This window comes from Glutamicibacter sp. BSL13, from assembly GCF_052928425.1.
Window position 1 is genome coordinate 15,772 of record NZ_JAVGCZ010000002.1, and the last position, 23,500, is coordinate 39,271.

The 23,500-nt window shown below is 63.9% G+C and carries 22 protein-coding genes and 1 other annotated feature; of the genes, 8 read left to right on the forward strand and 14 right to left on the reverse strand.

All coding sequences use genetic code 11. From position 1 onward, the window contains the following. Positions 1–19 precede the first annotated feature (19 nt). The gene (locus RCJ92_RS00480; protein ID WP_446753462.1) at positions 20–2,494 is read left to right on the forward strand and encodes a heavy metal translocating P-type ATPase; all 2,475 of its coding nucleotides are present in this window, start codon (positions 20–22) and stop codon (positions 2,492–2,494) included. 182 nt (positions 2,495–2,676) lie between these two features. On the opposite strand, the gene RCJ92_RS00485 is transcribed toward RCJ92_RS00480, so the two are convergent. Together RCJ92_RS00485 and RCJ92_RS00490 are read right to left on the reverse strand one after the other, a co-directional pair. Next, the gene (locus RCJ92_RS00485) at positions 2,677–4,296 is read right to left on the reverse strand and encodes an MFS transporter (RefSeq protein ID WP_446753463.1); all 1,620 of its coding nucleotides are present in this window, start codon (positions 4,294–4,296) and stop codon (positions 2,677–2,679) included. 146 nt (positions 4,297–4,442) lie between these two features. After that, positions 4,443–5,348, reverse strand: a complete 906-nt coding sequence (locus RCJ92_RS00490; RefSeq protein ID WP_446753430.1) for an EamA family transporter — start codon at positions 5,346–5,348, stop codon at positions 4,443–4,445. Between the two features lie 219 nt (positions 5,349–5,567). Here RCJ92_RS00490 and RCJ92_RS00495 point away from each other — a divergent pair, with 219 nt between their 5' ends. Next, on the forward strand, positions 5,568–6,113 hold the full coding sequence (locus RCJ92_RS00495; RefSeq protein ID WP_054821190.1) for a CGNR zinc finger domain-containing protein: 546 nt from the start codon (positions 5,568–5,570) through the stop codon (positions 6,111–6,113). A 147-nt stretch (positions 6,114–6,260) separates the two neighbouring features. Beyond that, positions 6,261–6,569 carry a hypothetical protein gene (locus RCJ92_RS00500; RefSeq protein ID WP_054821189.1) on the forward strand — a complete coding sequence of 103 codons (309 nt, stop codon included), beginning with the start codon at positions 6,261–6,263 and terminating at the stop codon, positions 6,567–6,569. A gap of 120 nt (positions 6,570–6,689) precedes the next feature. Here RCJ92_RS00500 and RCJ92_RS00505 read toward each other — a convergent pair whose 3' ends face one another. The 4 genes from RCJ92_RS00505 to RCJ92_RS00520 all read right to left on the reverse strand — a co-directional run bounded on the left by RCJ92_RS00505 (position 6,690) and on the right by RCJ92_RS00520 (position 10,323). Continuing rightward, positions 6,690–6,992, reverse strand: a complete 303-nt coding sequence (locus RCJ92_RS00505) for a hypothetical protein (RefSeq protein WP_246049608.1) — start codon at positions 6,990–6,992, stop codon at positions 6,690–6,692. Positions 6,993–7,019: 27 nt separating this feature from the next. Next, positions 7,020–7,592 carry a DUF308 domain-containing protein gene (locus RCJ92_RS00510; protein WP_421014351.1) on the reverse strand — a complete coding sequence of 191 codons (573 nt, stop codon included), beginning with the start codon at positions 7,590–7,592 and terminating at the stop codon, positions 7,020–7,022. A 95-nt stretch (positions 7,593–7,687) separates the two neighbouring features. Continuing rightward, positions 7,688–8,929, reverse strand: coding sequence for an alpha-hydroxy acid oxidase (locus RCJ92_RS00515; RefSeq protein WP_446753464.1), 1,242 nt, complete (start codon positions 8,927–8,929; stop codon positions 7,688–7,690). Between the two features lie 71 nt (positions 8,930–9,000). Next, positions 9,001–10,323 carry an MFS transporter gene (locus RCJ92_RS00520; RefSeq protein ID WP_396277460.1) on the reverse strand — a complete coding sequence of 441 codons (1,323 nt, stop codon included), beginning with the start codon at positions 10,321–10,323 and terminating at the stop codon, positions 9,001–9,003. Between the two features lie 142 nt (positions 10,324–10,465). Here RCJ92_RS00520 and RCJ92_RS00525 point away from each other — a divergent pair, with 142 nt between their 5' ends. Further along, positions 10,466–11,134, forward strand: coding sequence for a GntR family transcriptional regulator (locus RCJ92_RS00525; protein WP_421014353.1), 669 nt, complete (start codon positions 10,466–10,468; stop codon positions 11,132–11,134). 45 nt (positions 11,135–11,179) lie between these two features. Here the strand turns inward: RCJ92_RS00525 and RCJ92_RS00530 are convergent, their stop codons facing one another. Further along, the gene (locus RCJ92_RS00530) at positions 11,180–11,458 is read right to left on the reverse strand and encodes a hypothetical protein (protein WP_446753431.1); all 279 of its coding nucleotides are present in this window, start codon (positions 11,456–11,458) and stop codon (positions 11,180–11,182) included. A gap of 240 nt (positions 11,459–11,698) precedes the next feature. After that, positions 11,699–13,003, reverse strand: a complete 1,305-nt coding sequence (locus RCJ92_RS00535; protein WP_446753465.1) for an MATE family efflux transporter — start codon at positions 13,001–13,003, stop codon at positions 11,699–11,701. A gap of 174 nt (positions 13,004–13,177) precedes the next feature. Here RCJ92_RS00535 and chrA point away from each other — a divergent pair, with 174 nt between their 5' ends. Further along, positions 13,178–14,398 carry a chromate efflux transporter gene (gene chrA / locus RCJ92_RS00540; RefSeq protein ID WP_446753432.1) on the forward strand — a complete coding sequence of 407 codons (1,221 nt, stop codon included), beginning with the start codon at positions 13,178–13,180 and terminating at the stop codon, positions 14,396–14,398. Positions 14,399–15,375: 977 nt separating this feature from the next. Here the strand turns inward: chrA and RCJ92_RS00545 are convergent. Both RCJ92_RS00545 and RCJ92_RS00550 read right to left on the reverse strand, forming a co-directional pair. After that, positions 15,376–15,648 (reverse strand): hypothetical protein, encoded by a 273-nt coding sequence (locus RCJ92_RS00545; protein WP_446753433.1) that lies wholly within the window; start codon positions 15,646–15,648, stop codon positions 15,376–15,378. 268 nt (positions 15,649–15,916) lie between these two features. Continuing rightward, entirely contained in the window at positions 15,917–16,345 is a 429-nt protein-coding gene (locus RCJ92_RS00550; RefSeq protein WP_246049611.1) for an Hsp20/alpha crystallin family protein, read from the reverse strand. Here RCJ92_RS00550 and RCJ92_RS00555 point away from each other — a divergent pair. Together RCJ92_RS00555 and RCJ92_RS00560 are read left to right on the forward strand one after the other, a co-directional pair. Then, the gene (locus RCJ92_RS00555) at positions 16,259–16,768 is read left to right on the forward strand and encodes a MerR family transcriptional regulator (RefSeq protein ID WP_446753434.1); all 510 of its coding nucleotides are present in this window, start codon (positions 16,259–16,261) and stop codon (positions 16,766–16,768) included. The genes RCJ92_RS00550 and RCJ92_RS00555 overlap by 87 nt on opposite strands. A 315-nt stretch (positions 16,769–17,083) precedes the next feature. Continuing rightward, entirely contained in the window at positions 17,084–17,281 is a 198-nt protein-coding gene (locus tag RCJ92_RS00560) for a hypothetical protein (protein ID WP_446753435.1), read from the forward strand. 466 nt (positions 17,282–17,747) lie between these two features. Here the strand turns inward: RCJ92_RS00560 and RCJ92_RS00565 are convergent. Further along, a protein-coding gene (locus tag RCJ92_RS00565) for an IS3 family transposase (RefSeq protein WP_446753436.1) occupies positions 17,748–19,015 on the reverse strand; the annotation gives its coding sequence in 2 pieces (ribosomal slippage) (positions 17,748–18,727 and positions 18,727–19,015; 1,269 coding nt in all). After that, positions 18,597–18,728, reverse strand: a sequence feature (AL1L pseudoknot). Its footprint overlaps the gene before it by 132 nt. Positions 19,016–19,039: 24 nt before the next feature. Between RCJ92_RS00565 and RCJ92_RS00570 the strand changes: the two genes are divergently transcribed. Beyond that, positions 19,040–19,852: a hydrolase gene (locus RCJ92_RS00570; protein ID WP_446753437.1), complete on the forward strand. Its 813-nt coding sequence runs from the start codon at positions 19,040–19,042 to the stop codon at positions 19,850–19,852. A gap of 13 nt (positions 19,853–19,865) precedes the next feature. Here RCJ92_RS00570 and RCJ92_RS00575 read toward each other — a convergent pair whose 3' ends face one another. The 3 genes from RCJ92_RS00575 to RCJ92_RS00585 form a co-directional block, all read right to left on the reverse strand. Beyond that, entirely contained in the window at positions 19,866–21,314 is a 1,449-nt protein-coding gene (locus tag RCJ92_RS00575; RefSeq protein ID WP_346921776.1) for an APC family permease, read from the reverse strand. A 150-nt stretch (positions 21,315–21,464) separates the two neighbouring features. Further along, positions 21,465–22,637 (reverse strand): MFS transporter, encoded by a 1,173-nt coding sequence (locus RCJ92_RS00580; protein ID WP_446753438.1) that lies wholly within the window; start codon positions 22,635–22,637, stop codon positions 21,465–21,467. A gap of 45 nt (positions 22,638–22,682) precedes the next feature. Next, complete coding sequence (locus RCJ92_RS00585) at positions 22,683–23,462, reverse strand: CPBP family intramembrane glutamic endopeptidase (protein ID WP_138175478.1); 780 nt, start codon at positions 23,460–23,462, stop codon at positions 22,683–22,685. Positions 23,463–23,500: the final 38 nt, after the last annotated feature.

Here is a 23,500-nt window from a genome sequence, read left to right on the forward strand (position 1 = left end):
CAACACCTAGGGATTGATGATGTCCACCCAAACCGAACAGAACCTGCCAACCGCGGGTGAGCGCACCGTTGACCTGGACATCCAGGGCATGACCTGCGCCTCCTGCGTGAACCGGGTTGAGCGCAAGCTCGGCAAGCTGCCCGGGGTCACCGCCTCGGTCAACCTGCCGCTGGAAAACGCGAAGGTCACCGTCCCGGCGGACATCAGCGACGAGAAGCTGATTGAAACCGTCAAGGCCGCCGGCTACCAAGCCAGCGTGCGCCAACCCCGGCACCCCACCCAGCGCACCGTTGACCTGGACATCCAGGGCATGACGTGCGCCTCCTGCGTGAACCGGGTGGAGCGCAAGCTCGGCAAGCTGCCCGGGGTCACCGCCTCGGTCAACCTGCCGCTGGAAAACGCGATGGTCACCGTCCCGGCGGACATCAGCGATGAGATGCTGATCGAGACCGTCAAGGCCGCCGGCTACGAGGCCAGCGTGCGCCAACCCGAGCACGGGCACCAGGGCGCCGCGCCGGAGGAACCGGCTGGGACCAAGCCCACCGAGCACGGCAACCTGCGCAACCGGGTGATCTTCTCCCTGGTCTTCACCATCCCGCTGTTCGTGATCTCCATGATCCCCGGCGCCCAGTTCCCGCATTGGGGCTGGGTAGCGTTCGCGCTGTCCACCCCGGTGGTGTTCTACGGCGCCTGGCCGTTCCACAAGGCCGCGGCCATCAACGCGCGGCACCTGACCAGCACCATGGACACCCTGGTCTCCCTGGGTGTGCTGGCCGCCTACTTCTTCTCGGTCTTTGAACTCTTCCGTGACCCGATGATGACCGCCCATACCGGCGGCGGGATGCACGAGCACACCCTGTACTTTGAGACCGCCGGCGTGGTGGCGACCTTCCTGCTGATCGGCCGCCACCTGGAGACCCGCGCCAAGAACCGCGCCTCGGATGCCCTGAAGACCCTGCTGGACCTGGGGGCCAAGGAGGCGGTGGTGCTGCGCGATGGCGTGGAACACCGCATCCCGGCGAACCAACTGCAGATCGGGGACCAGTTCGTGGTCCGTCCGGGCGAGAAGATCGCCACCGACGGCAAGGTCATTGACGGGACCAGCGCCGTGGACACCTCCCTGCTGACCGGTGAATCGGTGCCGCAGAAGGTGGCGGCCGGGGATGAGGTCACCGGCGCCACCATCAACACCTCCGGACGCCTGGTCATCGAGGCCACCCGCATCGGCGCGGACACCACACTGGCCCAGATGGGCCGCCTGGTCTCCGAGGCCCAGTCCGGCAAGGCGCCGATCGCCCGCCTGGCCGACCGGATCTCCGCGGTCTTCGTCCCGATCGTGCTGGGCATCGCGGTGCTCACCTTCCTGGCCTGGTGGCTGTTCAGCGGCGACGTGTTGGCCGCCTTCACCGCCGCGGTGGCGGTGCTGGTCATCGCCTGCCCCTGCGCGCTGGGCCTGGCCACCCCGATCGGCCTGCTGGTCGGCACCGGGCGCGGCGCACAGCTGGGCATCCTGATCCGCGGCCCGGAAGTGCTGGAGGACACCCGCAAGCTGAACACCATCGTGCTGGACAAGACCGGCACCGTGACCACCGGGGTGATGACCTACCTGGGCACCACCGCGGTGGAGGGGGTCAACCCGGACCGGGCGCTGGCCGTCGCGGCCGCCGTGGAACACCACTCCGAGCACCCGATCGCCCAGGCCATCGCCACCGCCGGGGCCGAGCTGGGAGCGCTGGCCGAGGTCAGCGGCTTCGACTCGGATCCCGGCGGCGGGGTGAAGGGCATCATCGACGGGCACAAGATCGTGGTCGGGCGCTACAGCTGGCTGGAGTCCGAAGGCACGGTGCTGGATGAGGCGGCCATGCAGATGCTGCACTCGGCCGAGGAGGCCGGGGCCACCGCCATCCTGGTCTCGGTGGATGACAAGTTCACCGCGGTGATCTCCGTGGCCGACAAGATCAAGGATTCCTCCGCCGAGGCCATCCGCGCCCTGCAGCAGCGCGGGCTGCGCGTCATGCTGCGGACCGGTGACAACCAGCAGGTCGCCACGAAGGTGGCCGGCAGCGTCGGCATCCAGCCGCAGGACGTGTTCGCCGGGGTCTTCCCGGCCGACAAGGCCAAGGCCATCGAGCAGCTGCAGTCCGAGGGCCAGGTCGTAGCCATGGTGGGTGACGGGGTAAACGACGCCCCGGCACTGGCCCAGGCGGACCTGGGCATCGCCATGGGCTCGGGCACCGACGTGGCCATCGAGGCCGCGGACATCACCCTGATGGGCAACGACCTGCACCAGGTCAACGACGCGATCGCGCTGTCCGAAAAGACGCTGTCAACGATCAAGACGAACCTGTTCTGGGCCTTTGCCTACAACACCGCCGGCATCCCGGTGGCGGCCCTGGGACTGCTCAGCCCAATGATCGCCGGTGCGGCCATGGCGGCCAGCTCGGTGCTGGTGGTGCTGAACTCGTTGCGGCTGCGCCGCTTCGGCAAGAAGTAGCCTCCGGGCGCTGAACCCAACACCACAAGCCACGGTGTGGCTGCTCCCCCTTGCGGGACGACAGCCACACCGTGGCTTTGTGCGTTACTCCCCGGCACGGGCACTGGCCTTGAGCACGCGAAGGCATGGCAGCCGGTCTAGGCCGGACCCTGCCCGCCGGAATCGGCGACCAGCCGCTCGCCCTAGTCGTTGGGGCGGGACGATGCGCGGCGCTGCAGCACGAGCATGCGCCAGGCTCCCAGCGCCCCAAGGACCAGAAACACCGCCGCAGCGATCATGGACACCCGCGTGGCATCGGCAAACCCGGCCGCCAGCGCGTCCACGGCCGGGTTCGACTGCCCGGCGCCCTGGGCGCGCAACTGGCTGATCGTGGTGCCGGCCGACTGCCGGGTCGCCTCGGCCAATTCACCGGCCTTCGCTCCCGCCACCCCGGCACCGGCCAGGCTGGAAGGCAACGTGAGCGCCAGGCTCGCGGCCAACACGGCCCCGGAAATCGCGGTTCCCAGCGCCGAACCGACCTGGCGCACCGTGCTTTGGGTTGCCGAACCCTGACCCGAGATCTCCACCGGCACCCCGGAGAGCACGGTTCCGGTCAGCTGGGCCGAGGCCAGGCCAAGACCCAGCCCATACAACACCAAGGGCGCCGCAACAGCCAGCGGCGGGACGCCCGCGGAGAGCACCACGGCCAGGATCAGGACGCCAAGGGTTTCCATGCCCAGGCCCAGCAGCACGGTCCCGGCCGCGGAAATCCTGGCGGCCAGGTGACGGGCCAGAGCCCCGGAAATGAACGCGCCCACCGCCATGGCCACCAGCACCAACCCGGAGGACAGCACGGAGAGCCCCAGGGCATTGACCAAAAACAGCGGCAAGACGAACAACAGCGCGAACTCACCAATCGCCACGCTCGCGGCGGTCAGGTTTCCCCAGGAGAACGTGGGGACGGTAAACAGCTGCAGTTCCAGCAGGGCCGAGCGGCGCACCCGGGCCCGGTGCCGTTCCCAGAAGATGAACAGCACAATGGCCGCTGCCGCAATCAGCAGGGCAACCGGGACAATGGATACCGCGGCATCCGCGGGCCAGATGAAGGGGCCAACGCGCAGCTCGGACTTCGGCTTCCACCAGCCGGTCTCGGGTCCTTCGATAATGGCGAACACCAGGGCACCCATCCCCAGCGCACTGAGCAAGGCGCCGTCCACATCCACGCCGCGGGCCGGCTTTCCACCCTTGGTTTCCGGGACGAAGACCAGCGCCAGCACCAGCAGCACCGCGCCCAGGGGCAGGTTCACCAGAAAGATCCAGTGCCAAGAGGCATATTGCGTCAACAGGCCGCCGGCCAGGGGTCCCACGGCGGCGGCGCCGGAAATCACCGCACCCCAGATGCCAAACGCGGCGGCGCGCTGCTTGCCCTGAAACATGGCATTCACCGTGGACAGCGTGGCCGGCATGATGCAGGCAGCGCCCACCGCCTGGACCGCGCGGGCCGCAATCAGGGGTCCCGCCGCCCCGGCCCCCGCGGCCAGAAGAGAGCCAAGCGCAAAGAGCAGCAGTCCACTGACGAAGAGCTTCTTGCGGCCCCACCGGTCGGCCAGGCTTCCGGCGGACAGCAGCAGGGCGGCCAGCACCACCGCGTAAAGACTGTTGACCCATTGAGCATCGCCCAGGTCCAGACCGATATCGGCAATGATCTGCGGCAGGGCGACCCCGACAATGGTCCCGTCAAGGACCACAAGCCCCAGTCCGGCGGCCAGAATAGCCAAGGCTCCCCACGGGTGTGATGCCTGCGGGGAGCCTTGAGGGTTCATGGTGTCCGAAGTAGCCACCGATGCGTTCCTTTCGATACCCAAGTTTCAAGGTCGTGGTGCTGCTGCACCCCACCATCGACTCTAGGTGGACGAAAAGTTGCTGCCATCAACCAAATGGTTGATCGGTATCAGAGGGCCTCCGATAACTAGCGTTGGACCGGCTGACGCAGCTCATCCACGCGCACCAGCACGACCCCGCCGACGATCAGCAGACCACCGAAGAGCTGGATTAGCCCGGGTAGTTCTCCAAGCAGCAGCCACGCCCACAACACCGCAAAGAGCACTTCGGTCAGTGAAATAAAACTGGCGACCTTGGATCCCAGGGCCCGGGCGGCCATGATCCCCGTGACATAGGCGATGACCGTAGACAGGATGATCATTCCGCCCAGGGCGACCCACCATTGCGTCTGCAGACCAGCCAGGTTCACCTCGGTGAACGTCACCTCCATGGGCAGGATGCCGAACAACCCGATCAGGGCCATCATCAGCGAACCGACCAGCAAACCACCGGCGGACAGCATGATCGGCGGCAGCGCGCCGTTGACCCGGGCGCTGACAAAGAAGTAGACGGTCAGGCCAATGGCTGCGCCGATTCCCCACATCACCCCGATGGAATCAATGCTCGTGGTTCCGGCAATATCCAGCACGGCCATGAGCCCCACCAGTGCGACCAGGGTGCCGGCGATGGTGGGAATGCGCGGACGCTTCTGGTGCCTGATCCACAGCACCAGGACAATGAAGACCGGGGCCAGGTATTCGAGCATCAGCGCCACCCCGACATCCAGCCGCTGCACGGCCAGGAAGTAGCACAGCTGGCAGGCGGCCACCCCGAACAACCCAAAGAGCAGGATCGGCGCCCAGTTCGTGCGCAGCAGCGTCCAGCGCCCCCGCATCGCGATGATTGCGGGGATGGCCAGCACCAGCGCAGCACCGGCCATTCGCCAGGTCACCGCCGCGGCCGGAGACCATCCGGCCTCCATCAGGGCCTTGGCGAAGGATCCGGATAGGCCGAAGACCGCGGAGGACAGCAGCGCGATCCACACTCCGACCATGTTCCCGGTTTTGCGGGGCTTGGAAGCAACATGCGGAAGGGCCTCGGGGGCTGAAGATATCTCGGGCATGGGTGCTGGCTTTCGGAACGGGCTCCCGGTTCCCGCGCGCCCCTCAGAGCACGACCCGCGCACGGGAGTCAGGAGTCATTGAATGTATGATCATGACAATACGATTCTGCCGAAATGCTCGTCAATCCATGACGACTTACAGGAGTCACAATGACCTTTGCACCTGACACACAGGCTTCGCTGCGTACTGTGGTCAACCTGCTGAACACCAACTCCGGCCTGGTGGACAAGCTCGAAACCGTCGGGGACCTGGACTACTTCCTGGATACCGAACGCTTCACCGGGGCCCGGGCGAACAACCTGGCCGAGCTGCGTTCCATCCGCCAGCTGCGCTCCCAGTTGCACGACATCTGGACCGCGGATGAGGACAACGCGGTGCGCCGGGTCAATGCCATCCTGCGCAACGCGCAGGCCCTGCCCCAGTTGATCAAGCATGACGAGTGGGACTACCACCTGCACGCCACCACCCAAAGCGCCCCGCTCTATGACCGCATGGCAGTGGAGGCCGCCATGGCCGTCGCTGAGGTGATCCGCTCCAAGGGGCTTGAGCGCCTGCGCATCTGCGCCTCACCGGACTGCCGGGCGGCGCTGGTCGACCTCTCCCGCAACCGGTCGAAGCTGTACTGCGACACCGGCAACTGCGCCAACCGCGAGCATGTCCGGGCCTACCGGGCACGTAAGGCCAGGCGCGCCTGAGGTTTTCACGCACGGGATAATTCCCGTGCCGGTACTCGCCGCAAAACTGCGGCACCTTTAGGATGAAACCACGAACAGACTTGATCTGCAGATCCACTTCCCGGTGTGCAGGACCTGGCACCGGGAAGTACGTCGGAGGGATTGACCATGAACGAGCACCACGCGTCTGAGGACTATGAAGCACGACTGGAACGCACCGATGACTCGCCCTTGAAGGCCGCAGCCCGCTGGACGGCGGCAGTGGCTTCGGCGGTCCTGGGCGATGCGGAGTTTGAACCCTCCGGTTCCAGCGTGGTGGTCTACTCGCGCACCGATGATTCCCGGGTCCTGACCCTGCCCACCTCGAACCTGGAAGAAGCCGAGCGGCTAATTGCCCTGGTGCGCCGGGATCTGGGGGAATTGAGCCCGGAGGATTTCCTCTCCGAATGGGGTCCGGCCGACGAGCCGGAGGAGTAAGCGCCGGCCCGCCGCGGGCCGCGGCAAGCCGAAACCCGGCCGATGACAATGGTGGGCCGCCCCTTGCCCAAGGGGCGGCCCACCATTGTTTGTGGCTCTGCGGGTGTTTCCGGCGCCTAATCAGTCCTTCTCGTGGGGGCGATCCGAGGCGCGGTTCACGCCGGATCCCTTGCCGAGGGTCGGGTCGTTTTCCTTCGACGCCATGGTGAGCACCGAGATCACCAGCAGGCTGGCGATGAAGGCGATGCCAAAGCAGATCAGTCCGACATCGATGCGCAGGTCATTCTCGGAGCCGCCGGTCACGCTGATCATCCCGACAAAGGCGGCGACGATTCCCAGCACCAGCGAAAAGACCAGTGGAGCCTTGATCGACTGACTCCATGGTTGCTTCTTGGGTGAATTATTTGACACCAGGATCTCCATTTCTATTTCCTCGTGTTGCCATCAAGTCTAGTCAGTTTCGGCCGCAGGGTTTTTGCGGGAGTCATGCAGGTGCCCAAAGGCCGCGATCAGCTCAAAGACGGCAAAGACCACGGCGCTGCCGCCAATCATCCCCAGTACCCCATGGGTGTCCAGCTGTCCGGCAAAGGCCAGAGCCACACCGACCCCGGCGGCCACCGCGCCGCTGATCAGCTGGTTGCGGAACGGCGGGAACTCATGACGGTACTTGGCGAACACGACGATTTCCGAGACGCCACCGACCAGCAGGCCGACCGCAGCCATGTAGGCGACCATGGCCGGGGTGGAGGCGAACAGCGTGGTGATGCCGGCCAGCAGCATGATGCCGGCACCAAAAGCATAGGGGGCCCGCGCCTTGGCCGGAACGGTGGCCACGGACGCGTACTGCCACATGAACACGCCGGTAAGCACCAGCAGGCCGGCAGTGGAATAGGACAGGACCTTTAGGTCGGCGCCGATCCAGAAGATGGAAATCAGCGCGTAGGCGGCGGCAGTCAGGCCGCGCAGCAGTACGGGCCGGAAAACTTCTTGGGCTTGGGTTGCAGTGGATTTTGGTGCAGGCACACGCCTATTCTACGCGGTATAGAAGACCCTGACACCTGAGCCTGGGCTGGGTGACCGGCGGCACATTTAACAACGCCGGTCCCCGCGATGACCCGCTAGCGATTCAGTGCCGGACTGGCCGTACGCCCGGCGCGCACCCGGATGAGCTCGGGGGTCAGTTCCCGGATGGATCCGGCTCCCATCAGCTGCATGTTGACCTCGACTTCCTTGGCCAGCAGCTCAATGGCTTTTTCGACCCCCTGCTGTCCGCCGGCCATCAGCCCGTACAGGTAGGCCCTGCCGATAAGCACGAAGTCGGCGCCGGCGCACAGGGAGGCGACGATGTCCGCCCCGGACATGATGCCCGAGTCGAGGATGATTTCCATCTCCGGACCCACCTCCTGGCGCACCTGCCCCAGCGCCTCGAACGCGATCGGGGCACGGTCCAGCTGCCGTCCTCCGTGGTTGGAGACCACCAGTCCGTCCGCCCCGGCGGCCACCGACTTGCGGGCATCCTCCGCGGTGAGCACCCCCTTGACGAACAACTTGCCCGGCCACAGGTCGCGGATCCAGCGCAGGTCATCGAAGTCCAGCGAGGAGTCGAACATGGAGTTGATGATGGTGGGCAAATCAGAGGAGGTATTGGACAGTGAGGCAAACTTCAGCGAATCGGTGGTCAGGAAGTTGAACCACCATTCGGGCCGGTAGGAGGCATCCAGCACCGTCTTCAGGCTCAGTTCCGGCGGGATCTTCATCCCGTTGCGCACATCGCGCAGCCGCTGGCCGGCCACCGGGGTGTCCACCGTGACCAGCAGGGTGTCAAAGCCGGCCAACGCGGCCCGTTCCACCAGGGCCCGGGACTTCTCGCGGTCCTTCCACAGGTAGAGCTGGAACCACTTGCGGGCGTTTGGGGCGGCGCTGGCCACTTCCTCAATGGAGCGGGTGCCCATGGTGGACAGGCTGAAGGGGATCCCGGCCTTCTCCGCGGCCCGGGAACCGCCGATCTCACCCTCGGACTGCATGAAGCGGGTGAAGCCGGTCGGTGCGATCCCAAAGGGCAGTGCCGAATTGCCACCGGCGATCGTGGTGGACAGATCCGAGTGCGCGGTGCCGTGCAGGATGCGCGGCAGCAGCTCCACCGAGTCAAAGACCTCCCGCGCCCGGTCCGCGGTGATTTCCCGGCCGGCGGCGCCGTCCACGTAGTCGAAGGCCGCGGCCGGGGTGCGGCGCTTGGCGATCTTGCGCAGGTCCCACAGGTCGGCGGCCTTCGCCAGCCGGGCCTGGCGGCGGCGCAGGGTGGGCAGGGAGAACTTCATCAGTGCGGCCAATTCCTTGACATCGGGCATTTGGCGCTGCAGGTTCGACACTGCGGGTTCCTTTCATTGACGACAAATCTGGTTCTGGGGGCCCGGCTCGCCCCGGCGTTCATCTATGCCCGGCGGGAGGCCCTGGTTCCAAGGAAAATCGCCACCGCGGAGCTCAGGCAGCACAGGGCCAGGAAACCTGCGGGCAGGGTAATCGCCCCGCCGCCCAGCTCCAGCAGGGTGGCGGCAATCAGCGGTGACATGCCGGCGACCAGCGCGCCGTTGAGTTCCCGGGCAATCGCGATCCCGGTGAAACGCACCTGGACCGGGAACAGTTCGGTGAGAAACGCGCCCTGCGCCCCACTGGTGCAGGGGATGACCAGCGCATAGCCCAGGGCAATGGCCAGCATGCCCAGCGTGAACTGGCCGGTGGCCAGCAGCCAGAAGATGGGGAAGGCCAGCAGCAGGCCGCTGATGTTCCCAGCCGCCAGGGTGCGCGAAGTTCCCCAACGGTCGGCCAGCCGGCCACCGACCGGGGTGAGCACCACCGAGACCAGGGAACCGACGGTCACGGCCAGCAGGGCATGGCTGCGTTCCATGCCCGAACCGACCATCAGGCTGATGGAGAACACGGCCAGGATGTAGTTCACGGCGTTGTGCCCGGTGATGGCGAAGAACCCGAGCAGCACTTCGCGCCAATGCCCGGAGAAGACCTTCAGCACCGGGAGCTTGCCGGTGTTGCCGTGCTCTTGCGCCCGTTGCATGGCCCGAGCGTATTCGGGGGTCTCCTCCAGCCGGTTGCGGATGTACAGGGCCAGCAGGAACAGCACCGCGGAGATCAGGAAGGGGATTCGCCAGGCCCAGCCAAGCAGGGCGGCGTCCCCGAGGGCTGCCACGGCAAAGAAGCTCACGGTGGCCAAGGCGATGCCCAGCGGCGGGGTGGCCAGCACCAGTGAGGTGTACCAGCCGCGCTTCTTCGGTTCCACATATTCGGCGACCAGGGTCATGGCACCGGTCAGTTCGGCTCCGGCCCCGAAGCCCTGGATGAGGCGGAAGAGCACCAACAGGGCCACCGCCCACACTCCCCAGGAATCGGCCGTGGGCAGCAGGCCAATGCCGACCGTGGCAATGCCCATCAGGATCACCGAGAGCAACATGGCCGGACGCCGCCCGAACTTGTCCCCCAGGTGTCCAATGATGACCCCGCCGAAGGGGCGGGCCACGAAGCCCACCGCGAAGGTGGCGAAAGCGGCCAGCGCCTCACCGGTGGAACCGGCGGCCGCGAAGAACAGCGGGCCGATCACCACCGAGGCCGCCGCCCCATACAACGCGTAGTCGTACCATTCGATGGCGGTGCCCAGCACGGAGGCGAAGATCGCCCGACGGCGCTGCTGCGCATGGTGCTGCTGGGCGGGGCCAACGCCAACGCTTGTGTCCTGCGGTGCCATGATGCGCTCCATTGGAAGGTGGGGAAGGTATCCGCAGATAACAGATACCTGAAATATCTTTCAGGTCAGACTAAGGTGTAGCTAGGGTCACAGTAAAGACCCGAGGACAAAGATTACGCGCCAGATACTGGCGGGAGCCGGGATGGGAGATCAGATGGCCACCTCGCTCACCGAGAAGCTCACCGCCGAACTGCGTGAGCGGATCCTGTACGGGGTAATTGCCCCGGGCACCATGGTGGTCGAGCCGCGCCTGGCCGAGGAATTCAAGGTGTCCAAGACCCCGGTGCGCGAATCCCTGCGCCAGCTGACCAGCGAGGGACTGCTGCAGATCCTGCCCAAGAAGGGGTACCTGGTCCGCGGGGTGACCCTCAATGACGTGTACGAGACCCTGGACATGCGGATGCTGCTCGAGCCCTTTACCGCCGCCGGTGCCGCGCGGCATGCCACCGCACCGTTCATTGCGGCCCTGCGCAGCCAGCTTGACGAGCAGTCCCGGCTCGCGGCGGAGGATCCAATCGGCTCGATGCGCTGCGCCCAGCAGTTCCACCGGCAGCTGGCCGAGGGGGGACGCAATTCGCGTATTGCCGCCGCGCTGGAGCGCTGCTTCCATGACACCGCCCGCGCCCATTACGTGCTGCCCGGAATGCAGGCCTACATGTCCACTTCCCGGGAAATCCAGGAACATGAGGCCATCGTGCAGGCAATCGAAGCCGGTGAGGCCAAGGCGGCCCAGCAGGCGATGGCCAAACACCTCAAATCGATCCGCAACGCCATGCTCAACCAGTTCGAAACCGACGACATCTGGAGCTAGCGCCACTGGATTTGGCCTTTCCGGCCAGCAGGAATCCGCTCTTTGCTACTTGGTCTGCGCGGCGCGCAGGACCTCGGCGCGGTTGCTTCCGGATTGGGCATCGATTTCCCGCAACGCGGGGACCGCGTGGCGCGGGATGAGCACCGCGAAGGCCACGAAGGCGCAGAAGATGACCAGCACCGTGGCCATCCACGCGTTCCATCCCAGGCTGTCGGCCACGTGCGGTGCGAAGAGCACCGAGGTGAGGATGAACAGGTTCTTGACCACGTCGTTGAAGCCGAAGGCAAAGCCGTGGCCCTTTTTCGCGCCCCTTAATGCACCCAACAATCTAGTTTAGCGTTTCCTCCTATATTCTAAAAAGACCAAGAACAGTTACTGCTAGCGTTTTTTGCCGCCTGGTGTCTTATTATTATTAATCATTCCTGCGTTACCTGTAATGAAGGCTACAACCTGATACCTGGGATGCGGGTAATAAGTTCTGATGGTGTGGCTGCCGATGCCCAGGGCAACACTTGAAGAACCTCCAACGCCGTTAAGCCATCACTGCGCCCAGCGCCAGCCGGATCAGAGACCCAGGCGCATCCACTTGTCGGTGCGGGCCCGCACCCCCAGGGTGATCATCCGGGCCAGCATGTATCCCCCGGCGAAGGACACCCAGATCCAGATCATGGAGCTGAGCTGGTCCTGGGCAAGGACATCCACTGCCCAGAGCATCGGCAGGTAGGCAGCCAGGTTCACCACGCCCACCAGTCCCAGGTAACGGGCATCCCCCGCTCCCATCAGCACCCCGTCCAGCACGAACACCACGCCGCAGATCGGCTGCGAGATGGCCAGTAGCCACAGCCCCGGGGTGGCCAGTTCATGCACCGAGGAATCCGAGCTGAGCAGCACCGGCAGCACCCAGGACAGGGCGAAGATGAACAGGCCGGTGAAGATCCCGAAGTAGACGCCCCAACGGGTCATCACCCCGGTCAGCTTGGTGGCCTGCTCCTTGTCCCCGGACCCCAGCTCCTTGCCGATCAGCGCCTGCGCGGCAATCGCCAGGGCGTCCAGGGCGAAGGCCAGGAAGGAGAAGAGGGTGAACACCAGCTGGTGGGCAGCCAAGGTCACCTCGCCGGCGTTCGTTGCCACCACCACCGTGGCCAGCAAGGCAATGCGCATGGTGGCGTTGCGCAGCATCAGCCATGACCCCACGTGTCCGGTGGCCTTGAAGCCCGCCCAGGTGGGAGCCAGCGGCAGCCCGGCCTGGCGGATCTGCGGAATGATCAGCCGGAAGTAGACCAGAGCCATGACCCACTGGGCGATCGAGGTGCCCAGCGCCGCCCCGCTGACGGACATGTTGAACCCGTAGACCAGCGTGAAGTTCAGGACAATGTTCAACCCGAACCCGGCGGAGGCCACGATCAGCGGGGTCTTGGTGTCCTGCATGCCGCGCAGCACGCCGGTGGCGGCAAAGACCAGCAGCATGGCCGTCACCCCGGGCAGGGAGTACATGATGTAATCCACCGCGAACTGCTGCACGGCGCCCTCGGCCCCCATCAACCGCACCAATGATTCGGCGCCAAAATACCCAATGACGGTCAGCACCAGGCCCAGGGCCAGGGCAAACCACATGCCGTCACGCCCGGCAGCCATGGCCCGTCCAAACTGGCTGGCTCCGATAGCCCGGGCCACGGCGGGAGTGGTGGCGTAGGCCAAGAAGATCATCAGCCCCACCGCGGTCTGGATGACCGTGGTCCCCAGGCCCGCACCGGCCAGTTCGGAGACACCCAGGTGCCCGATGATCGCGGTGTCGGCCAGCAGGAATAGCGGCTCGGCGATCAGCGCGCCGAGCGCGGGAATCGCCAGCGCCAGGATCTGGCGGGCCATGGAGCGGTTGGATTCGGTGGGTGCGGTGCGAGGCTTCACGGAACTACTCTACGAAGCCGGTCCGGGCATCTCCATTTCGGCGCTGCGGGCCGCGTCATGCTCGCCCCGAATACGTCACCGTGTCTTCACAAGATATCCAGCTTCCCGTCAACTGGCGCCCCTACGATGGGCAGGATGAACACCGCTGCCTCTTCCCCGAAACCAGCTGCCCCTGCCCGGGGCCCCTGGGAAGTGTTTGCCGTGTTCCTGCGCCTGGGCCTGACCTCCTTCGGCGGCCCGGTCGCTCACCTGGGCTACTTCCACAACGAGTTTGTGGTGCGCCGCCGTTGGCTGAAGGAAAACACCTACGCCGATCTGGTGGCCCTGTGCCAGTTCCTGCCCGGGCCGGCTTCCAGCCAGGTGGGCATGGCCGTGGGGCTGCAGCGCGCCGGGCTGCCCGGGATGCTGCTGGCCTGGGTTGGCTTCACCCTGCCCTCGGCGCTGCTGCTCTTTGGGTTCGCCCTGGGAGCTCCATGGCTGTCGGACACCCTGGGCACCGGCTGGATCAGCGGCCTGAAGGCGGCGGCCGTTGCCGTGGTGGCGCACGCGGTGATTTCGATGGCCAGGATGCTGACCCCCGATGCCCGCCGCGCGACTCTTGCCGTGGCCACCATGGCCGTGGTCCTGTTGCTGCCCGGCCCGCTCACCCAGGTGTTGGCCATGCTCGGCGCTGCCCTGATCGGGCTGCTATGGCTTCCGGTGCCGGAAGCGGCTGGCCAGCAGGAGGCGCAGCTGAAGCCGAAGGTGGCCCGGGCGCTCTCGGTCACCTGTCTGGTCCTGTTTGTCTTGTTGCTGGCTTTGCTCCCGGTACTGCGCACCCTAAGCCCCACTGCCGTGGTGGCGCTGACGGACGTCTTCTACCGTACCGGTGCGCTGGTGTTTGGCGGCGGGCATGTTGTACTGCCTCTCCTGGAATCTGAAATGGTGGGCAACGGCCTGGTTGACCAGGAAGTATTCCTGGCCGGATATGGAGCGGCGCAGGCGGTTCCCGGCCCTTTGTTCACCTTCTCATCATTCCTTGGGGCCAGTGCGCAGCTGCCTATGGCGTCCTGGGCCGGGGCGTTGATTGCCCTGGTGGCGATCTTCCTGCCTTCTGCACTGCTGGTGATCGGCGTGCTGCCATTCTGGGAAGGGCTGCGGCACAATGCGATCGTGCGCCGCGCCCTGGGCGGGGTGAATGCCGCCGTGGTAGGTCTGCTCGCCGCCGCCCTGTATTCGCCGGTGTTCACTCACGGTGTGCCCAATACCGCCACGTTCGTGGTCGCGGCGGCCGCTTTCGTTGCCTTGTCCGGATGGAAGGCCCCGGCCTGGGCGGTGGCACTGGGTGCGGCGGTCCTTGGCGGCTTCCTGTTGTAGTCACCGCCGGAGCGCGCTCCCTCAGCGCGTGCGGTACAACACGGTGTAGGAGTATCCATTGCCGTTCTTGAAGCAGCAGCGATCGAGCCGAACAAAGGATCCAAAGCCGGGTTGTGCTTTGTTCAGCGCCGCCTGGCTCTGTGATTGGGTGTGAAACCAGTACATGTCGGCGCCTGCCTGGTTCACAGGCGCCGATACACCCCGTGGCCAGTGGGCAGAAAGCACCCTCCGCCCTTGGGCTTTAGTACTGTGAACCAATCTTGACAGATGAGCCAGAGCGAGCTATTAATCTATATCAAACGGCACAGGTCCTTGTTAACGTTGTGATACAGAAGTTTCGCTACCGGAGGCAGGGAGGTGAGAAGAATGGCGAACACCCAGGAGCGTGTCGAGTCATGGCGGACAGTGCCTGAAGTAGTCCCCTTCGCGGTTCTGACTGCGTCCACGCTCGACGAACATCGCGTGGCAGACTCACTCGAACTGGCCCTCACCCCAGCTGACCTCGTCTTTCTTCACCAACTGAGCCTTAAACTCGAGTACTTTGCCAAGCGCTCGGACCCCCCGGGCACTAGAGGAAGAACGAGCACCACGAATGCAGACCTACCGGATCAAGTTTTGCTGCCGAGGGCTTTGCGGGTATCTGGTACTTCAGGAGGCTCGTACACTCGCGACATATTGCGCTTCAGAGCGCGCGCACCACCCCTGGCAGAAATCCACCTGGATGCAGTACAGAAAACAATGGGCAGGGGCTTCTAGAGCACCTGCCCATAAATCTGCCTCAGTAACCGCAACCCTGTGCGCCGACTACTAAGGGTTGAAATGAATCGCGGGCCTGGAATCGAGCCCTAATCATAGATGAACGCCCCCATTGGGAATGGTCCTGCGCTTACTGCAGGGCAACCCCAAAAATTACACTTTGCCCTATCGATTCCCCTGCGACTACTGCAGGTTCCGTGGCTCGCCATGCCATGGGGCAGTTAGCTACATGCTTCGTAGAAGTCAGTGAAACTGGGAATTTTTCCACCCTCGACCAGCGACGTTGCGAGCTGCGAACCGGAGGAGTTTACCGACTCAACAAGACATTGAATCGTGGACAGTTTGGAGCTCCAATAAGAGGAATTCCCTGCCCCTTCGAACTGATACGCGTCCTGCAACTGCTCCAGGACGTGTTCCCGGTAGTGGCACAACGCGTTCCGCAGTTCCTCCACTTGATCGTCATCAAAACGCAGGACTACCTGTGACTTACGCATTTCGGTTCTCCTTTGTCTCAGGGCTGGGGGTCAGCTCCGAAACTCGGAGCTGACCCCAAGCGGGACCAAACGGCAGAGCGCCTTTAGCCGAAGATCGCTGGGGCAGGCGTCATCACCGCAGAGAGCTAACCGGCATCCACGGGGAAATGGCGTACTTCCTGCAAGGAATAGTCCAACAGGATCGTTTCTTCAACCCGGGATCTCTCTGGGAGCGCCCATACGATTCCGGCTTGTCGCCCACCTCAAGCCGAAGGATCGGCATTGCCTTCTAAGAGGTCAGCTCCTTTGAGCGATTACCCTTGGTGATGGCGATTCGCTTCGGCTTCGACTTCTCGGTGATAGGAATATCCAGGCGCAGCAGCCCGTCCTCGTAATGCGCGTGGATGTTGTCCACATCGAGGTGATCACTGAGGATCAAGTCTCGACCGAACGCACCCCATGCCCTCTCCCGAACCAGCAACTGGTCATCAGTGGCTTGCTCTGGTCGAGTGGCGCGAATCTTCAGGACATTCCTTTCCACCGAGAGTTCAACAGCGTCCGGGTCAATCCCTGGAATCTCAAGCTCGGCATGGAAGCCTTGCTCATCCTTCCAGGCATCCATCGGCATCAAATGTGCCCGGTCGAACCCCGGAGAACCATTGAACGCTTGTTTCACCATCCGATCAAACTCACGAAAGACGTCGTTGTCCAGCAGCATCACAGTTCTCCCTTCTCCTTTGGCTGTCTTCTTCCAGCTGCCCTAAAATCTATATCAGCTGGTACAGTTTTTATAACACCAACCACGAGTTCACGCAACCAAAAGGGAGGAAAAAATTTGGCACATAGACCACAAGCATCCGTAGCGCCAGAGAGGACATACTCGATCTCGGCGGCAGCGCAGTTGGCTGGCGCCGGTGTTCAGTCAGTACGGCTATACGAAGCACGGGGGCTGGTGACACCCCAAAGAACTGCGGGCGGAACGCGGAAGTATTCGCCGGCGGATGTTGCCCGGATCGAAAGAATAGTCGTATTGCTCGATGCGGGACTGAATTTGGCCGGGATCGAGATGGTGTTACACCTCGAAGAAGAGAATCATAGGTTATGGTCAGCCCTCCATCCCATATCCCAAGAGCGAGGATGAACTAACGACGAACGCTGCCCAACAGGGCGACGAACCTCCAATTCCCCTTATCTTCAATACTCGCCGGCAAGCATCGCAGCAGAGTGCAGCCGACCTTTAGTGCTGCTGCCTTTCCGGTCCGTGCCGGATGTGCCACACCTGCCTCTGGACTTCTCAGGGAATCATTTGTATCTTGTCGGCACAGACCAAAAAATCCGGGAGATCAGAGAGGTGCACCCCTAGCGAGGTTCCCAGAAGGCGTCGCCTGACTTCCGGCAATAATAGGTTCCAAACCTCAGCAGTCAGCCTCAGCACACGAAGAGAGGGATGAACGATATGACTTTCGAGCCCCTGCATCCGGACACCGAAGTCTCCGAGGTGGATTTGGTCGACCAACGCCTAGAGGTGGATCGCGACATCGAAGATGAACAAATCCCTCCGCTGCACACAGCTAATGCACCTGTAAATGAGGCTGATTGGATTGACCAAAAGATCACCGTGCAGCTCGATGATCCCGGGGAAGATGTTGGCTAGCCACCCCTCCCGTACCACGGTCGAAGCGGTTGGGGACCAGAAACTCAGGGCGAACGCATCATAACGGCGCCGTCGGCGAATACGGCACCCTCCATAGCTACGTGACGGCATCCAAATAAAACTTTGCAATCCCCGTGACGGCTTTGCAGTAATGGGTATCCAAACCGACGAACCAGCAACTGAAGTCGCTAGAGATCTGATGCACGGCGCCAGTCTCTACAGCTGTGCCGGCTTTCCCACCGCTCCCTCCTACTAGGACCAAGCGAAGCGCCTTCTCGTCTTTTGCCACATCACCGAATTCAGAACAAACCGCACCGGGCTCTGTCACGCAGGCAGTGTTCAAAGTAGCGTGGTGGCTAATCGACCAGGAGGACAGGGAACAACCATGAACCCGGCAGATGCACCATGGCAATGCGCAGGATGCGCAGTGGAGTTTGAACCGGCCTGGGTTTCGTAGAGAGCCGTGTTACGCAGCAGCGGGCTCGCTGCTGCCCCGTGGTTCATCGTAATACAACGCTTCGTACTCCACCGGCGGCAGGTCCCCGATACTCGAATGCAGTCTCTGAGTGTTGAACCAGCTCACCCACGCAGCGGTGGCCTGCTCGACCTGCTGCCAGGACTCCCAGAGCTTTTGTTCGTGCCAAATCACCTCGGCTTTGAACAGTCCGATCGTGGACTCCATCAACGCGTTATCCAGCGCATCACCGACCGTGCCGATCGAACCGGTAATGCCCGCCGCGGCCAGTTGCTCGGTGAATGCCAGAGCTGTGTACTGGCTGCCGGCGTCACTGTGATGCAAAAGCCCCTGCGTGGTGAACTCGCTGTTCGTCCTACGCCGGATGAATAACGATTGTTCCAAGGCCGATTGCACCAAAAGGCTGGTCTTGGTTCTCATCACCCGCCACCCGAGAATCCGACGCGAGAAGACATCGGTAATAAAACTGACATAGCAAAAACCCTGGGGTGTCCACACATAGGTGAAGTCCGCCACCCACCATTGATCCGGTCGCGTGGGCCAGTTCCATCGGCGTTGGACGTGGTCCGGATGCCGCAGGCCCTGCGGATCCTGGCGGGTCGTGACCGTGGTGCGTTTCCCACGCCGGATCCCGGTGATGCCCAGCAGCTTCATCAGCCGTTCGACCTGATCCCGGCCTGCCTCGATACCGGCACGCAGCGCTGCTTTCCACAGCTTCCTGCGCCCATACAGACGGCGGTTAGCCGCCCAGAGGTCGTAGATGCTGTTGGCCAGGTAGGCGTCGGTCAGGTCGCGGTCGCTGGGACCGAATCCGCGGGCCTGATGGGCATAGAAAGTGGACGGGGTAATCGTGATGCCCTGCTCGCGCAGGGCATCACAGATCGGCTCGACCCCGAACCGGTGGTGGTACTCGCGAATGTAGGCGATTACTGTCCGAGTTTGCGGTCGAGCTCCGCTGCCGCGAAAAAAGCTGACGCGGTCTTCAGGATCTCGTTCGCCCGCCGCAGTTGAGCGTTCTCGCGCCGCAAGCGCGCCACTTCTTCGTTGGCCGGCTCTTGACTGGCTGACGCCGCAGGGGTGAGGCCCTCGCCTTGCTCTCGACGGATCCAGTTGCGCAAGGTGCCGGGATTAATACCCAGCAACTCACCGATCTCTTGGCGCGCCCGGGTCTGTGAGATGTTTCCCTGCTCCAGGCGTTCTTGGTAGAGGCGGACCGCTCGGGCCTGGGTCTCGGCGTCGTATTTGCGTGGTGCTGGCATGATTCCTATTCTCCGTGTTAGATCATGCTCTCCCGCAAACCCAGGCCGGTTCAGTTCGAACCCTCGCGCACCCTGCCCACCCATTGCCCCATTTGCGAAGACGAGCGCCAGTACATCCCCGGTGGCACTCAACGCTGGACCTGTTCCGATACGCTTGAGCGCGAGGGCCACCAGATCCAGATGCGGGAGCTGGAGGAGGGTTTGACCGCCCTGCGGGCACCCGAGGTGGGAATCGGGCAAAGCGCACTGCTGATCCGTTCCGAAATCGGGAACCTGCTCTTTGACGTCCCCGGGATGATCAGTTCCCATGCGGTGGAGGTCATTCGGGAACTCGGGGGTATTGCGGCCATTGTGGCCAGCCACCCGCACATGTACGGCGTGCAGGTGCAGTACAGTCAGGCCTTTGATGATGCACCGATTTATGTGGCCGAGGCCGACAAGCAGTGGGTTCAGCGCAGCAGCGATGCCATCCGCTACTGGAGCGAGTCCTTTGAGGTGCTGCCGGGCATCTGGCTGCATCAAGTGGGCGGCCACTTCCCCGGAAGCACCGTGGCCGAGTGGGCCGCGGGAGCCCGGGGCGGTGGCGCGTTGCTGGCCGGGGACGCGGTCTTTCCCGTGGCCGATGGCAATGTCACCTTCCTGCGTAGCTATCCCAACCGGATCCCGCTCTCGGCGGCGGTGGTGCGGCGCATGGCCGCCCAACTGGACAGCCTGCGCTTTGACCGCCTCTACAATAATTTCGCCGCCTGCGTCCCGTCAGATGCCCACCGGGTCGTGCAGTTCTCCGCCGAACGCTACGCCAGGTGGGTTGGCGGAGACTACGACGAGCTGACCTAGCGGCATGGCGCGCTTATTTCCTGCGCGCCCTGACGATCTGCAGCACCTTTTCTTCGGCGTCTTCACCGGCCGGGATTCCGCCGGGAACCTTGACGAAGTACACGGCCCCAAGGACCCACCACAGCGCGAAGATCAGCCACGGCTCCCAGCTCAGTGAGGCGGGCATGCCGGGCATGTATAGGCTAAACAGCGCCGCGGTGAGCAGCACCGAGATCCAACCGATGACCTCGCCGAAGCGCCCCCGACCACCGATGCGCAAGGGCCGGCTCATGTTCGGCTCCCGGCGGCGCAGCAGCAGGAATGTCACAGAGACCAGGAAGTAGGCGATGATGATGCTCGGTGCCCCGGAATCCACGAGCCAGCCAAGCATTTCCGCACCGAAGAACGGGGCCAGAAGTGAAATGCCGCCAATGAAAATCAGTGCGTTGCTCGGAGTCTGATATTTGGGGTGGACCCTGGCAAACCATTGCGGCAGCATCCCGGAACGTGCCAGTGAGAAGACCAGCCGGGAGGCGCCCAGCAGCAGTGAGTTCCAGGAGGTCAGGATCCCCGCGATTCCGCCGGCGATCAGGATCTTCGCCATGATTTGGGAGTTGAACAGCGCGCCGAAGGCATCGGCAGTGGCGATGTCCGCGTTGGCCAGTTCGCTGGCGGGCATTGCCGATGACGTTGTCAGGACGACCATGATGTACCAAACAGTTGCCATGAGCACCGAAACCACCACCAGCTTGCCGATCTGCCGGGATGGGATCTTCACTTCCTCCGCGGACTGCGGGATCACGTCAAAGCCGATGAAGAGGAACGGGACCGCCACCAGCACCGCGAAGAAGCCGGACATTCCGGGAGTGAACCAGGGTTCCATATTTGATGCTTCGCCGGAGGTCACCGAACCGAAGATCATCATGGCGCCGACCGCCAACAGGAAGAGCACTGTGAACGTCTGAACGACGCTGGCCTGCTTCACGCCGCGCACGTTGATCCAGGTGATGAAAAGCCCGGCCGCCACACCCACCAACGCCCAGGTCAGGTTCACTTCGAATCCGGCCACCGTCCATAGCGGAATCCGGCTCATGCCCGGGAAGATGTATTCCACGGTACGGGGGAAGGCAACCGCCTCGAACGCCACGATGGTCACGTATCCACCGGTGATGGCCCATGAACCGATGAAGGACGGGCGGGGGCCAAGTGCGCGGAGAATGAAGTTGTGTTCACCCCCGGCCTTGGGCATCGATGCGGTTAGTTCCGCATAGGTCAGGCCCACCACGGCCATGATGCCGCCGCCGACCATGATGGCGACCGTGGCACCCAGGGTTCCGGCGTTGGAAAGCCAGCCGCCGGTGAGGACGACCCACCCAAAACCGATCATGGCGCCAAAGCCCAGCGCCAGGGCATCCCAGTTCCCCAGGGTCTTGGCCAGGGTCGTATACCCGTGGGGTGATGTTGAATTCTGTGTCTTGCTCATCGACACCTTCCTGCGTGATCTCCACCCTTCTCCGTTGAAGGGCCGCAGAAAATCCTGCCGGATGTGTTGGCGTCGGGACCGTCCAAGTGACGTGCATCAAACCACGAATCCGGCGAACGGCGTCAAACAAGCCGACGAACGGTTACCGCTTCATTCAGTACTACGTTCGATGACGGGCTGTGGCTGGCGCGGCGGCCTGAGGAACCAGGCGGCCGCCGCGGCCACCAGCTGCAGGCCCACCACCCACCCCACCAGGGCGGACCAGCCGAAGTGCATGAAGGGGATGCCCAGCAGCCACCCGAACAGCGAGGAGCCGATGTAGTAGCCCAGGTTGTAGAGGCTGGCAGCCTGCGCCCGGGTTTCCGGGGCCAACACCGGCACCCAGCCGCTGGCCACGGCGTGCGCGGCGAAGAACCCGGCGGTGAAGATCAGCATGCCAAGGATGATCACCCACAGAACCGCAGACAGGGTCAGCAGCAACCCGGCCATCATCACCCCGATGCCCAGCAGCAGTGAGGTGCGCCGGCCCACCCGGTTCACGATGCCGCCGCTGGCCATGGAGGACCAGGTCCCGGCAAGGTAGGCCAGGAACACCAGGGCGGCCAGCGCCGGGGGAATCATGAAGGGCGGGGCCTCCAGGCGGAACGCCAGATAATTGTAGGCGGCCACGAACCCGCCCATCAGCAGAAAGCCCTGAAGGTAGAGGATGGGGCGCCGCCCCTGCAGGCTGGCGCGAAAACGCCGCAGCACCGGGCGCAGGTGGACATCGGGCACGGGGGTGAAGCCCTGCGCCCGCGGTGCCTTGATAAAGAACACAATCATCGCCGCGGCCGCCAGCAGGCTGACCGCGGCAACGCCCCACCGCCAACCCAACGGCTGTGCGACCCAGGCGGCCAGCAGGCGGCCAACCAAGCCCCCGACCGTGGTGCCCGAAATGTAGATGCCGCTGGCGATGGCCACCGCCCGGGCGGAAAGCTCCTCGGCCAAATAGGCCAGGGTGGTGCCCGGAACCCCGGCGAGCGCCACGCCCTCCAGGAACCGGGCCGCCAACAACAGCTCCACGCTGGGGCTAACCGCCCCGGCCAGCCCCAGCACCACGGAGGAGACCAGCGCGATGCCGATAACCTGCCGACGACCCATCCGGTCCGAGGCAATCGCCCACGGGATCACCGCCAGGGCCAGGCCCAGGGTGGCGGCCGAAACGCTGAGCGCCGCCTGCGCCTCGCTGATGTTCAGGTTCCGGGACATCTCCGGCAGCAGGCCCTGCACCGAGTACAGCTGTGAGAAGGTGGCCAGGCCGCTGGCAAACAGCGCCAACAGCATCCCCCGGTAGCCGCGGCTGTGTGGTTCATGGCCGGTAAACGTGGCTTACACCCCCGCGGCGGGCAGCAGCGGGGCCAGCGTGTAGAGCACCAGCAGGGCCATCCCGTTGTTGGCCACGTGCAGCATGTAGGCGTAGGCCAGCGACTTGCCGGTGAGGATGTAGGCCAGGGACATCATCAGTCCCAGCATCAGGTACGGCAGGATTTCCACCACGGAGCCGATCCCCCCGCCATTGGCGAAGTGGATCGAGGCGAACAGGACCGTGGAGATCAGGGCACATACCCAGATGTTGACCTTGCGGGAGAGCTTGCCGATCAGCAGGTGCCGGAAAATGTACTCCTCCACAAACGGCCCGAACAGTGCCGTGGTCACGAACATCACCGGGAACGGCACCGACTGGGTCATATCCTGCAGGGCCTGCTGGTTCATGCTGGTCTGGGGACCGCCGAAGAACATGGTGATGAATGCGGAGATCATCACCGTCAGCAGCCAGCCGCCGGGCAGCATCAGCCATTTGAGCCACGGATAGTAGCGCATGGTGGCGAAGGATTCGAAGAACTGGGGCCCGCACTGGATCATGGCCAGGATGAAGAACACCGTGTACAGGATCATGTTCACCCCGAACAGCGCCGAGTCCTCATCCGGGAACGCGTGCATGTAGCCGGGGATCAGTGCGATCAGCATCGCCCCGCCGAGGATGAAGAACACAATGTACGCCGCGACGGTGAACAGGTCACCCTTCTTGACCGCCCCGGCCTCGAAGACGCGTTGCCGGCGCACCGGCGGCAACCCTGGCTGGTGGTAATACGGCGGGGTGTGAGACATGCTCCTAGCCTATCGACCGGATCCGGTCGACGCCCGAC